Here is a 12,433-nt window from a genome sequence, read left to right as displayed (position 1 = left end):
GGTAATCTGTTGCCATAAAATGCTAGCTAAATGAATTCTTCTTCAAATTCTACATTGATTTCATGTCCATGATAGCTTTGGTAGGACACGATGAGTGTATCTAGATGTTCTAGGTTTTCCTCATAATCTAAAATACGCGATAAAATATAGAGTAGGTGATAGCTAGAAAACTCCGTATCGCCCTCTTCACGAGCAAAGTTGACTTGTTTAATGAAAATTTCCATTAATTCATTACGTTGGACATAGTCGATGCTTTTGCTCCACTCGGAATGCTCAGGTTTTAATTTCCCTGTATATTTTAACAGCAATTGTTCGTGGTACGTTAGCAAGGAATCAAGTCTCTCCTGAATCATTAAGTGAAATTGTGTAGGGAGCTGAGCTAATTCGTTTTCGTGATTATGCAAACGCTGTAGCAATTCCAAGCTTTTCTTGGAAGTTAAAATCATTTGTCGATAGACTACTAGTTTGCGTGCTTTCACATATTTTTTATTTTTAAAGTAATTACGCTCTTCCTTATATAAATCATACAGCGTATCCACTCGTAACATACGGTTCTTAAACTTACTTAATGCTGTCTTTGTGGATGTATGCTCAGAAGCTTGACGTACAGCCAGTCGTGTCCAACGAATAATATCATCTTGTAAAATATAAATTTTGCGAAATAGTTTTATCTCATATTTTGGTGGTAAGAACACAAGGTTAACAACAAATGCTGCTAATACCCCAACTAATATCGTAACAAAGCGTATCAAACCAAACGTTAAAAAGTCATCCCCTTGAAATTCCATAATAGCTACGACTGATACCAACGCTAGCGAAAGTGATTTTTCAAGTTTAAACTTCAACATTAAACCAATAGCTATTATGACGGCTATACCAATGGCAACAACATGATGGCCAAAAAGTAAGCCGAAAATGACGGCAATTGTCGCACCTATAATATTCGCTTGTACTTGCTCTACAATGGTTTGATAAGAACGATAAATAGAAGGCTGAATAGCAAAAATGGCTGCAATTCCAGCAAAAACAGGTGAAGGCAGTTTTAACAACTCTGCTATAAATAATGCAAATACGATAGCTACACCAGTTTTAAATACACGGGCACCTAATTTCATAAAGATGTCCTTTCTGTCTAATATTTTTTAGCTTCTTTACATTATAGAAGGAAGTGCTCATAAAATACATAGATTTGCACGGATGAATAATAAAAAGGCGACTTCTACTAGCAAGTCGCCTTTTTATTGTCATGATTACAATTGTGAAAACGCAGTATCTACTGCTTTAATTGTTTCCTGAATGTCTGCTTCTGTATGCTCAGTTGTTAAGAACCATGCTTCATATTTAGAAGGAGCTAGATTAATGCCTTGTTCAAGCATAAGTTTAAAGAAGCGTCCGAATATTTCACCGTCAGAGTTTTCAGCTTGCTCATAGTTTTCTACTTTCACGTCTGTAAAGTAAATAGTCAGCGCCCCTTTGAGACGATTTAACGTGATGGTTACGTCATGTTTTTTAGCAGCAGCTAAAATGCCTTCTTCTAAAATTCCACCCAATCTATCCATTTCCTCGTAAATGCCTGGTGTTTGTAGCACTTCTAGGCAGGCAATACCCGCTTGCATAGATGCGGGATTTCCAGCCATCGTACCCGCTTGGTAGGCTGGACCGAGTGGGGCAACAGTATCCATAATCTCTTTACGTCCGCCATATGCACCGATTGGTAAACCACCACCAATAACTTTACCAAGTGCAGTTAAATCAGGTGTGAGGCCAAGTAAATTTTGAGCGCCACCATAGTGGAATCGGAAGGCCGTGATGACTTCATCGTAAATTGTTAAGGCCCCTTTTTCTTTTGCAGTAGCGTGTACTAATTCAAGGAAGCCAGGATGCGGTTCAACAATACCAAAGTTTCCTACAATTGGCTCGATTAAAATAGCTGCAATCTCTTCGCCCCATTTATTCATGGCTTCTGTAAAGGCTTCAGGATTATTAAAAGGTACAGTAATAACTTCTTCAGCAGTCGAAGTTGTCACACCTGCTGAGTCTGGTGTTCCTAATGTTGCTGGACCTGATCCTGCAGCTACTAATACTAAATCGAAGTGACCGTGGTAGCAACCAGCAAATTTCATGATTTTTGTACGCCCTGTATAGGCACGTGCCACACGAATCGTTGTCATAACAGCCTCTGTACCAGAGTTGTTAAAACGTACTTTATCCATTGAAGGAATGGCTTCCTTTAACATTTTTGCGAAAGTAACTTCATATTCAGTCGGCGTCCCAAACAATGTACCATTTTCAGCTGCATGCGTTATTGCTTTTGCAATATGAGGATGGCCATGACCAGTAACGATTGGTCCATATGCTGCTAGATAGTCGATATAACGATTGCCGTCTACATCCCAAAAATAAGCGCCTTTTCCTCGAGCCATAGCTACAGGAGAACCGCCACCTACTGCTTTATATGAACGAGAAGGGCTGTTTACACCACCAACAATATGCTGTAATGCCTCTGCATGTATTGCTTCAGATTTTGCATGATTCATAGAATTGCCTCCTAACTTTTTATACGTAATCTATTGTAGACCTATCGCTGTAAGAAATCCAAAGAAATTAAGAGATATGACTTGATTTGTTACTTAGAGTAAAATAGAACCTACAGAGGAGGAGATTGTATGACTTTACTAGAAGGACAAAAGGCGCCGGATTTTTCTCTAATGAATGAAAAGGGCGAGATGGTGCATTTAGCTGATTTTAAAGGAAAGAATGTTATTTTATACTTTTATCCAAAGGATATGACACCAGGCTGCACGACAGAGGCATGTGATTTTCGCGATAAGTTTGAGGACTTCAGTCATTTAAATGCTGTTGTTCTTGGTGTTAGCCCAGATAATGCAAACAAACATACAAAATTTATTGATAAGCATGGTTTACCATTTTCATTATTAGTTGATGAGGATCATGCAATTGCTGAAGCATATGATGTATGGGTTTTAAAGAAAATGTATGGACGTGAATATATGGGCATAGAGCGTTCAACGTTTTTAATTGATACGGAGGGTAAGCTTGTAAAAGCTTGGCGTAAAGTTCGAGTAAAAAATCATATTGAAGAAGTTTACACATATTTAGCAGAACAGGAGGCAGCACAATGAGAATCTATTTTACATTTGAACCTAGACCAGATTTACGAGAGCCATTATTAGCAGAATTTCCACAGGTTGAATTTATCTTCGAAAAGGGCTTATCAAATGAAGAGCTTCAACAAGCGGATGTATTAGTTACATATGGTGAAGATTTAACAGAAGAAAGTATACAATATGCGACAAAGTTAAAATGGATTTTCGTTGCATCGGCGGGTATAGAAAAAATGCCAGCTCAGGCTATTATCGAACGTGGGATTCTAGTCTCAAATGTTCGTGGCATTCATAAAACACCTATGGCTGAGTCGATGCTCGCCCATATTTTAGCGATTAAACGAGCTTTGCCTTGGGTGTATGAGCAGCAAAAGAAAGGTGAATGGTCGAAAAAAGCGCAGCAAACGGAATTACGAGATAGTACGGCACTTATTTTGGGACCAGGTGCCATTGGTTCGGAAGTTGGGCGTTTATTGCAAGCTTTTGGCGTGAAGACGATTGGCTGTAACCGCTCTGGAAAAGAAGCGGCTTATATGGATACGATGATTAGCTTTGCCCATTTAAAAGAAGCGCTACCTAATGCGGATATTGTTATTTCTGTGCTACCAAAAACAAAAGAAACGACCCATTTATTAAAAGAAGCGCATTTTGCTGCAATGAAAAATAGTGCGATTTTCATGAATTTTGGTCGAGGTAATTTAGTTGATGAAAAGGTGCTCATTCAAGCGATTGAAACAAAGCAAATAGGACACGCAGTTTTAGATGTATTTGAAGAGGAACCTCTGTCATCTGACAATCCATTATGGACATTACCAAATGTCATAGTATCACCTCATGTATCAAGTCATTCTTCTCGTTATGTTGAGCGCAGCTTAGAAATTTTCAAGCCAAGCCTAATAAAATGGCTAAAGGGTGACACTGATTTAGAAAATGTTATGGATTTATCAAGAGGATATTAAGGAATAACCATTGATTTATTGAGAATAAGCAATGTGTGATTGTTGACGAAGTAGTACGAATTGGATACACTATTTATAACAATTATAAATTAATAATACTTATGGAAGAGGTGCATGACGATGTCTGCAACGCATTTACAAGATGCACTGGACACGTTGAAAACAACTGGTGTACGTATTACTCCTCAGCGTCATGCTATTTTGGAATATCTAATTCAATCAATGGCACATCCTACTGCCGATGAAATTTATAAAGCACTTGAGGGCAAGTTCCCTAATATGAGTGTAGCGACTGTTTATAACAACCTGCGTGTATTTCGTGAAGTAGGTCTTGTGAAAGAGCTAACTTACGGGGATGCTTCAAGTCGCTTTGATTTCGTGACAAACGATCATTACCATATGATTTGTGAATGCTGTGGTAAGATCGTCGATTTCCATTATCCTGGACTCGACGAAATAGAGCATTTTGCATCACAGGTAACAGGCTTTGATGTGCATTCGCATCGTTTAGAGATATACGGCACTTGTCCATCATGTAAAGCAGCTACTGCAAAAGTACAATAAAAATCCTAGCTCTTAAAAAAGGGCTAGGATTTTTTTGTTTTATTATTATAGGATTGATCAAACTCTTTACCTTCTAGAGTAGGATCAAGTGTTAATGGCTCATTGCAGTACATGCACATATCTACTCGGCCTAAAACCTTTGTATGTTTATGGCAATTAGGACACTCAACTTGAACAGCTCTTGTTGATAGTAATCCGATCCAAGCATATACAACTGTACTACCGATAATACAAAGAACACCTAAAGACATGAAAATTAAAACTAATATCGGGCTATTTTTAAAGAAAATGCCTCCGTACATGACAATAAAACCAAAAAAGATTAGTGCTAATGCGAATGAACGTATTTTATTAATTTTACTTTTATAAGGTTTCATATTTCATCTTGCCTCCCAATCTAAAATCTACTATAACATATAAGGGCAAAGTATTTTAGCTTTGAACTGAATGAAAGAAGGAATACTTTTAGAGTATGTCGAATTTTTAACGGAACAAAAGAACCTATATGAATAAAGGGGGGCTGAACATGGAGCAAGTACTGCGTCCAATATATCAAGAACGTGCGAGTCAGTCGAATACATTAGGCGTAATTTTAGTGGAAAAGCGTGAAGAACAAAGTAACGTTACAGATACATTTGATACAGTTTTACTCATTATCGTAAAAGAAGCAGAGCAACCAGTCTTTTCAAAACATTACTTATATGAAGGAAATAAAATCGCTCTACATACTGTTACGGAGAAATTAATTCGCAAATGGTTACTCATCGGTTCAAATAGGAAGGTCGTCGATTGGATATTCTTCGGTAGAGTACTATTTGATCGGAATGAGTTTCTGCATAAATTAAAAATAGAATTGCAGGAATTTCCGTATAGCGGCCGTAAAATTAAAACAGGTATTCAATTTTCAAAGTTAATTCGGCGCTATTTGGAAGGGAAAGAATACTTCGATAAAGGAAGTTACTTAGATGCTTATAATCACGTTGTTGATTCTCTACATCATCTAGGCCGTTTATCTATTATCGATAGTGGCCTGTATCCGGAAGTAACTGTTTGGGCACAAGTGAAAAAAATTGAGCCGGCTATCTATAAGCTGTATGAAGAGCTAGTGACAAGTAATGAACCAATAGAAAAGCGCTTAGAATTGTTGTTTTTAGCAAGTGAGTTTTTAATTCACTCTCGTACACGAGATGGAGCACAGCATATATTAGAAGTTATGCAAACAAAAGAAATGTGGACCATTCAAGAACTGCATGACCATCATGAGCTCGTAAATTACTCAGTAGATCTAGAAGTGTTTGTTGAGTATTTAGTGGATAAAGGCTATATTCAAATAGAACCAATTGCTGCGAAAAATGATAGAATATTTCACCGTCATTACAAGGTAAATAAAGATGCTCTAGAAATGGGGTAATGACTGTAGTATGCTTGTAATCGAGGTATTTAAAAATACCTCGATATTTTTTTTAGAAAAGTAGTTGACGGATGGTATTTTAGTATTGTATTATATTAATTGTCGCTAAGACATAACGAACAACTCAGAAAGAAACACAAAAAACTTTTTAAAAAAGTTGTTGACATGTTTTGAATGAGATGTTAATATAAAGGAGTCGCTGAAAAAAACGACTTAAACAATGAACCTTGAAAACTGAACAAGCAAAACGTAATCAATAAAGTTTTAAGTAGCTAGCTTCGGTTAGTGAACGAAACAAAAATTTTGGACATCAAAATTGATGCCAGCAAAACAATTTGAGCTAATCAAATTTCTTTTATGGAGAGTTTGATCCTGGCTCAGGACGAACGCTGGCGGCGTGCCTAATACATGCAAGTCGAGCGAACAGAGAAGGAGCTTGCTCCTTCGACGTTAGCGGCGGACGGGTGAGTAACACGTGGGCAACCTACCCTATAGTTTGGGATAACTCCGGGAAACCGGGGCTAATACCGAATAATTTGTTTCACCTCATGGTGAAACACTGAAAGACGGTTTCGGCTGTCGCTATAGGATGGGCCCGCGGCGCATTAGCTAGTTGGTGAGGTAACGGCTCACCAAGGCGACGATGCGTAGCCGACCTGAGAGGGTGATCGGCCACACTGGGACTGAGACACGGCCCAGACTCCTACGGGAGGCAGCAGTAGGGAATCTTCCACAATGGGCGAAAGCCTGATGGAGCAACGCCGCGTGAGTGAAGAAGGATTTCGGTTCGTAAAACTCTGTTGTAAGGGAAGAACAAGTACAGTAGTAACTGGCTGTACCTTGACGGTACCTTATTAGAAAGCCACGGCTAACTACGTGCCAGCAGCCGCGGTAATACGTAGGTGGCAAGCGTTGTCCGGAATTATTGGGCGTAAAGCGCGCGCAGGTGGTTTCTTAAGTCTGATGTGAAAGCCCACGGCTCAACCGTGGAGGGTCATTGGAAACTGGGAGACTTGAGTGCAGAAGAGGATAGTGGAATTCCAAGTGTAGCGGTGAAATGCGTAGAGATTTGGAGGAACACCAGTGGCGAAGGCGACTATCTGGTCTGTAACTGACACTGAGGCGCGAAAGCGTGGGGAGCAAACAGGATTAGATACCCTGGTAGTCCACGCCGTAAACGATGAGTGCTAAGTGTTAGGGGGTTTCCGCCCCTTAGTGCTGCAGCTAACGCATTAAGCACTCCGCCTGGGGAGTACGGTCGCAAGACTGAAACTCAAAGGAATTGACGGGGGCCCGCACAAGCGGTGGAGCATGTGGTTTAATTCGAAGCAACGCGAAGAACCTTACCAGGTCTTGACATCCCGTTGACCACTGTAGAGATATAGTTTCCCCTTCGGGGGCAACGGTGACAGGTGGTGCATGGTTGTCGTCAGCTCGTGTCGTGAGATGTTGGGTTAAGTCCCGCAACGAGCGCAACCCTTGATCTTAGTTGCCATCATTTAGTTGGGCACTCTAAGGTGACTGCCGGTGACAAACCGGAGGAAGGTGGGGATGACGTCAAATCATCATGCCCCTTATGACCTGGGCTACACACGTGCTACAATGGACGATACAAACGGTTGCCAACTCGCGAGAGGGAGCTAATCCGATAAAGTCGTTCTCAGTTCGGATTGTAGGCTGCAACTCGCCTACATGAAGCCGGAATCGCTAGTAATCGCGGATCAGCATGCCGCGGTGAATACGTTCCCGGGCCTTGTACACACCGCCCGTCACACCACGAGAGTTTGTAACACCCGAAGTCGGTGAGGTAACCTTTTGGAGCCAGCCGCCGAAGGTGGGATAGATGATTGGGGTGAAGTCGTAACAAGGTAGCCGTATCGGAAGGTGCGGCTGGATCACCTCCTTTCTAAGGATTATTTCGGAATACAAACCTTGGGTTTGTAAGATTACGTTTTGCGTTCAGTTTTGAAGGTTCATTCTTCTGAATGAAATGCTTCAAAACTTGTTCTTTGAAAACTGGATAAAACGACATTGAAATTGTAACAAACACATTTATTTTTTAAGTTTTTTATAGGCTTAATAACTTGGTTAAGTTATTAAGGGCGCACGGCGAATGCCTTGGCACTAGGAGCCGAAGAAGGACGGCACTAACACCGATATGCTTCGGGGAGCTGTAAGTGAGCTTTGATCCGGAGATTTCCGAATGGGGGAACCCACTACGTTTAATCGCGTAGTATCTTGACGTGAATACATAGCGTCTTGAAGGCAGACCCAGGGAACTGAAACATCTAAGTACCTGGAGGAAGAGAAAGAAAAATCGATTCCCTGAGTAGCGGCGAGCGAAACGGGAAGAGCCCAAACCAAGAGGCTTGCCTCTTGGGGTTGTAGGACACTCAATACGGAGTTACAAAAGAGCGAGTTAGATGAAGCGACTTGGAAAGGTCCGCCAGAGCAGGTAAAAGCCCTGTAGTTGAAAGTTCGTTCTCTCCTGAGTGGATCCTGAGTACGGCGGAACACGTGAAATTCCGTCGGAATCCGGGAGGACCATCTCCCAAGGCTAAATACTACCTAGTGACCGATAGTGAACCAGTACCGTGAGGGAAAGGTGAAAAGCACCCCGGAAGGGGAGTGAAAGAGATCCTGAAACCGTGTGCCTACAAGTAGTTAGAGCCCGTTAATGGGTGATAGCGTGCCTTTTGTAGAATGAACCGGCGAGTTACGATTACGTGCGAGGTTAAGCTTTAGAAGGCGGAGCCGCAGCGAAAGCGAGTCTGAATAGGGCGAAATAGTACGTGGTCGTAGACCCGAAACCAGGTGATCTACCCATGTCCAGGGTGAAGGTGAGGTAACACTTACTGGAGGCCCGAACCCACGCACGTTGAAAAGTGCGGGGATGAGGTGTGGGTAGCGGAGAAATTCCAATCGAACTTGGAGATAGCTGGTTCTCTCCGAAATAGCTTTAGGGCTAGCCTCGTGATGAGAATACTGGAGGTAGAGCACTGTTTGGACTAGGGGGCCATCCCGGTTTACCGAATTCAGACAAACTCCGAATGCCAGATATTTATACACGGGAGTCAGACTGCGAGTGATAAGATCCGTAGTCAAAAGGGAAACAGCCCAGACCACCAGCTAAGGTCCCAAAGTAATCGTTAAGTGGAAAAGGATGTGGCGTTGCACAGACAACCAGGATGTTGGCTTAGAAGCAGCCATCATTTAAAGAGTGCGTAATAGCTCACTGGTCGAGTGACGCTGCGCCGAAAATGTATCGGGGCTAAACGATTCACCGAAGCTGTGGATTGACATCTACGATGTCAGTGGTAGGAGAGCGTTCTAAGTGCGTTGAAGTCAGACCGGAAGGACTGGTGGAGCGCTTAGAAGTGAGAATGCCGGTATGAGTAGCGAAAGACGGGTGAGAATCCCGTCCACCGTATGACTAAGGTTTCCTGAGGAAGGCTCGTCCGCTCAGGGTTAGTCGGGACCTAAGCCGAGGCCGATAGGCGTAGGCGATGGACAACAGGTTGATATTCCTGTACCACCTCCTCACCGTTTGAGAAATGGGGGGACGCAGTAGGATAGGGTAAGCGCGCTGTTGGATATGCGCGTCCAAGCAGTAAGGCGTGTGTGTAGGCAAATCCGCACACTGTAACGTTGAGCTGTGATGGCGAGTCCGTATGGACGAAGTTCCTGATTTCACACTGCCAAGAAAAGCCTCTATCGAGGTGAGAGGTGCCCGTACCGCAAACCGACACAGGTAGTCGAGGAGAGAATCCTAAGGTGTGCGAGAGAACTCTCGTTAAGGAACTCGGCAAAATGACCCCGTAACTTCGGGAGAAGGGGTGCTCTTGAGCGTGCAAGCGCATGAGAGCCGCAGTGAATAGGCCCAGGCGACTGTTTAGCAAAAACACAGGTCTCTGCAAAACCGTAAGGTGACGTATAGGGGCTGACGCCTGCCCGGTGCTGGAAGGTTAAGAGGAGTGGTTAGCGCAAGCGAAGCTGCGAATTGAAGCCCCAGTAAACGGCGGCCGTAACTATAACGGTCCTAAGGTAGCGAAATTCCTTGTCGGGTAAGTTCCGACCCGCACGAAAGGCGTAACGATCTGGGCACTGTCTCAACGAGAGACTCGGTGAAATTATAGTACCTGTGAAGATGCAGGTTACCCGCGACAGGACGGAAAGACCCCGTGGAGCTTTACTGTAGCCTGATATTGAATTTTGGTACAACTTGTACAGGATAGGTAGGAGCCAGAGATCTCGGAGCGCCAGCTTCGAAGGAGGCGTCGGTGGGATACTACCCTGGTTGTATTGAAATTCTAACCCATGCCCCTTAGCGGGGCAGGAGACAGTGTCAGGCGGACAGTTTGACTGGGGCGGTCGCCTCCTAAAAGGTAACGGAGGCGCCCAAAGGTTCCCTCAGAATGGTTGGAAATCATTCGTAGAGTGTAAAGGCACAAGGGAGCTTGACTGCGAGACCTACAAGTCGAGCAGGGTCGAAAGACGGGCTTAGTGATCCGGTGGTTCCGCATGGAAGGGCCATCGCTCAACGGATAAAAGCTACCCCGGGGATAACAGGCTTATCTCCCCCAAGAGTCCACATCGACGGGGAGGTTTGGCACCTCGATGTCGGCTCATCGCATCCTGGGGCTGTAGTCGGTCCCAAGGGTTGGGCTGTTCGCCCATTAAAGCGGTACGCGAGCTGGGTTCAGAACGTCGTGAGACAGTTCGGTCCCTATCCGTCGTGGGCGTAGGAAATTTGAGAGGAGCTGTCCTTAGTACGAGAGGACCGGGATGGACACACCGCTGGTGTACCAGTTGTCTTGCCAAAGGCATCGCTGGGTAGCTATGTGTGGACGGGATAAGTGCTGAAAGCATCTAAGCATGAAGCCCCCCTCAAGATGAGATTTCCCATTACGCAAGTAAGTAAGATCCCTCAAAGACGATGAGGTAGATAGGTTCGAGGTGGAAGTGTGGTGACACATGGAGCTGACGAATACTAATCGATCGAGGACTTAACCAAAACGTTTGAAACATTCAATGCACGTTTATCCAGTTTTGAAAGAATAAAATATTATAATATACTTGTAATTTTTATAAGATATGTTATAATAAGTATTGTCTTTCAAATAGTCTAGTGATGATGGCAAAGAGGTCACACCCGTTCCCATACCGAACACGGAAGTTAAGCTCTTTAGCGCCGATGGTAGTTGGGGGCTTCCCCCTGTGAGAGTAGGACGTCGCTAGGCTATATACTAAAATTATTCCGAAGTAGCTCAGTTGGTAGTAGCACCTGACTGTTAATCAGGTTGTCGCAGGTTCGAGTCCTGCCTTCGGAGCCATTCTTGGAGAGTTGTCCGAGTGGCCGAAGGAGCACGATTGGAAATCGTGTAGGCGGTTAACACTGTCTCAAGGGTTCAAATCCCTTACTCTCCGCCAGCACTTTGATTTGTTCCAATAGTTGGCCCCTTGGTCAAGTGGTTAAGACACCGCCCTTTCACGGCGGTAACACGGGTTCGAATCCCGTAGGGGTCACCATTTAAATACCCAGATGGAGGATTAGCTCAGCTGGGAGAGCATCTGCCTTACAAGCAGAGGGTCGGCGGTTCGAGCCCGTCATCCTCCACCATTATTTTTTACAATAGTATATATCATTATCGCGGGGTGGAGCAGTGGTAGCTCGTCGGGCTCATAACCCGAAGGTCGTTGGTTCAAATCCGGCCCCCGCAACCAAATGGTCCCGTGGTGTAGCGGTTAACATGCCTGCCTGTCACGCAGGAGATCGCCGGTTCGATCCCGGTCGGGACCGCCATTTATTTTAATAACATGGGTCAGTAGCTCAGTTGGTAGAGCATTAGATTGAAGCTCTAAGTGTCGGCGGTTCGATTCCGTCCTGACCCATCATGTTTTTTTGCCGGTGTAGCTCAGTTGGTAGAGCAACTGACTTGTAATCAGTAGGTCGTGGGTTCGACTCCTATCGCCGGCACCATGTATTCCCGGAGGGGTAGCGAAGTGGCTAAACGCGGCGGACTGTAAATCCGCTCCTTAGGGTTCGGCGGTTCGAATCCGTCCCCCTCCACCAGTTTTAATCTAATAGGGGCATAGTTTAACGGTAGAATAGAGGTCTCCAAAACCTTTGATGTGGGTTCGATTCCTACTGCCCCTGCCAATTTAATTTTATGGCGGTTGTGGCGAAGTGGTTAACGCACCTGATTGTGGTTCAGGCATTCGTGGGTTCGATTCCCATCAGTCGCCCCATTTAATTTTAAATTAGAATAATACCAAATAGTAATTATGGCGGTTGTGGCGAAGTGGTTAACGCACCTGATTGTGGTTCAGGCATTCGTGGGTTCGATTCCCATCAGTCGCCCCATTTTTATCTA

At 43.9% G+C, this 12,433-nt stretch carries 7 protein-coding genes, 12 tRNA genes and 3 rRNA genes; 19 read left to right on the top strand and 3 right to left on the bottom strand.

From position 1 onward, the window contains the following. Positions 1-26 precede the first annotated feature (26 nt). Both MHB65_RS20995 and MHB65_RS20990 read right to left on the bottom strand, forming a co-directional pair. Positions 27-1,115, bottom strand: coding sequence for an aromatic acid exporter family protein (locus tag MHB65_RS20995; RefSeq protein ID WP_205445590.1), 1,089 nt, complete (start codon positions 1,113-1,115; stop codon positions 27-29). A gap of 135 nt (positions 1,116-1,250) precedes the next feature. Then, positions 1,251-2,537, bottom strand: coding sequence for a glutamate-1-semialdehyde 2,1-aminomutase (locus MHB65_RS20990; protein WP_205445588.1), 1,287 nt, complete (start codon positions 2,535-2,537; stop codon positions 1,251-1,253). Between the two features lie 129 nt (positions 2,538-2,666). Between MHB65_RS20990 and bcp the strand changes: the two genes are divergently transcribed. The 3 genes from bcp (at position 2,667) to perR (ending at position 4,648) form a co-directional block, all read left to right on the top strand. Next, the gene (bcp, locus tag MHB65_RS20985; protein WP_205445586.1) at positions 2,667-3,143 is read left to right on the top strand and encodes a thioredoxin-dependent thiol peroxidase; all 477 of its coding nucleotides are present in this window, start codon (positions 2,667-2,669) and stop codon (positions 3,141-3,143) included. Then, complete coding sequence (locus MHB65_RS20980) at positions 3,140-4,084, top strand: D-2-hydroxyacid dehydrogenase (protein ID WP_205445584.1); 945 nt, start codon at positions 3,140-3,142, stop codon at positions 4,082-4,084. Before bcp ends, MHB65_RS20980 begins: the two co-directional genes overlap by 4 nt. A gap of 120 nt (positions 4,085-4,204) precedes the next feature. Further along, positions 4,205-4,648, top strand: a complete 444-nt coding sequence (gene perR / locus MHB65_RS20975; RefSeq protein WP_205445582.1) for a Fur family transcriptional regulator — start codon at positions 4,205-4,207, stop codon at positions 4,646-4,648. A 23-nt stretch (positions 4,649-4,671) separates the two neighbouring features. Here the strand turns inward: perR and MHB65_RS20970 are convergent, their stop codons facing one another. Continuing rightward, positions 4,672-5,025 carry a YgzB family protein gene (locus MHB65_RS20970; RefSeq protein WP_036077010.1) on the bottom strand — a complete coding sequence of 118 codons (354 nt, stop codon included), beginning with the start codon at positions 5,023-5,025 and terminating at the stop codon, positions 4,672-4,674. Between the two features lie 149 nt (positions 5,026-5,174). On the opposite strand from MHB65_RS20970, the gene MHB65_RS20965 reads away from it, so the two are divergent. The 16 genes from MHB65_RS20965 (at position 5,175) to MHB65_RS20890 (ending at position 12,423) form a co-directional block, all read left to right on the top strand. Beyond that, positions 5,175-6,059: a nucleotidyltransferase-like protein gene (locus MHB65_RS20965; protein ID WP_205445579.1), complete on the top strand. Its 885-nt coding sequence runs from the start codon at positions 5,175-5,177 to the stop codon at positions 6,057-6,059. A 354-nt stretch (positions 6,060-6,413) separates the two neighbouring features. Beyond that, positions 6,414-7,965 (top strand): 16S ribosomal RNA (locus MHB65_RS20960). Positions 7,966-8,145: 180 nt separating this feature from the next. Continuing rightward, positions 8,146-11,073 (top strand): 23S ribosomal RNA (locus MHB65_RS20955). A 110-nt stretch (positions 11,074-11,183) separates the two neighbouring features. Continuing rightward, positions 11,184-11,299 (top strand): 5S ribosomal RNA (gene rrf / locus MHB65_RS20950). Together the 16S, 23S and 5S rRNA genes with 12 tRNA genes alongside form the textbook arrangement of a ribosomal RNA operon. Before the next feature lie 16 nt (positions 11,300-11,315). Further along, positions 11,316-11,392 (top strand) — tRNA-Asn (locus MHB65_RS20945). A 5-nt stretch (positions 11,393-11,397) separates the two neighbouring features. Further along, positions 11,398-11,489, top strand: a tRNA-Ser gene (locus tag MHB65_RS20940). A gap of 24 nt (positions 11,490-11,513) precedes the next feature. Beyond that, positions 11,514-11,588: transfer RNA gene (locus MHB65_RS20935), tRNA-Glu, on the top strand. Positions 11,589-11,603: 15 nt separating this feature from the next. Beyond that, positions 11,604-11,679, top strand: a tRNA-Val gene (locus MHB65_RS20930). Between the two features lie 29 nt (positions 11,680-11,708). Next, a tRNA-Met gene (locus MHB65_RS20925) sits at positions 11,709-11,783 on the top strand. A gap of 3 nt (positions 11,784-11,786) precedes the next feature. Beyond that, positions 11,787-11,862: transfer RNA gene (locus tag MHB65_RS20920), tRNA-Asp, on the top strand. 16 nt (positions 11,863-11,878) lie between these two features. Beyond that, positions 11,879-11,951 (top strand) — tRNA-Phe (locus MHB65_RS20915). Positions 11,952-11,963: 12 nt separating this feature from the next. Then, positions 11,964-12,039, top strand: a tRNA-Thr gene (locus MHB65_RS20910). Positions 12,040-12,048: 9 nt separating this feature from the next. Continuing rightward, positions 12,049-12,132, top strand: a tRNA-Tyr gene (locus tag MHB65_RS20905). A 13-nt stretch (positions 12,133-12,145) separates the two neighbouring features. After that, positions 12,146-12,219, top strand: a tRNA-Trp gene (locus MHB65_RS20900). Between the two features lie 13 nt (positions 12,220-12,232). Next, positions 12,233-12,308: transfer RNA gene (locus MHB65_RS20895), tRNA-His, on the top strand. 39 nt (positions 12,309-12,347) lie between these two features. Beyond that, positions 12,348-12,423 (top strand) — tRNA-His (locus tag MHB65_RS20890). Positions 12,424-12,433 lie beyond the last annotated feature (10 nt).

The organism is Lysinibacillus sp. FSL K6-0075, assembly GCF_038592945.1.
Classification (GTDB): Bacteria; Bacillota; Bacilli; order Bacillales_A; family Planococcaceae; genus Lysinibacillus; species Lysinibacillus fusiformis_F.
This window is presented reverse-complemented; position numbering and strand designations above follow the sequence as displayed.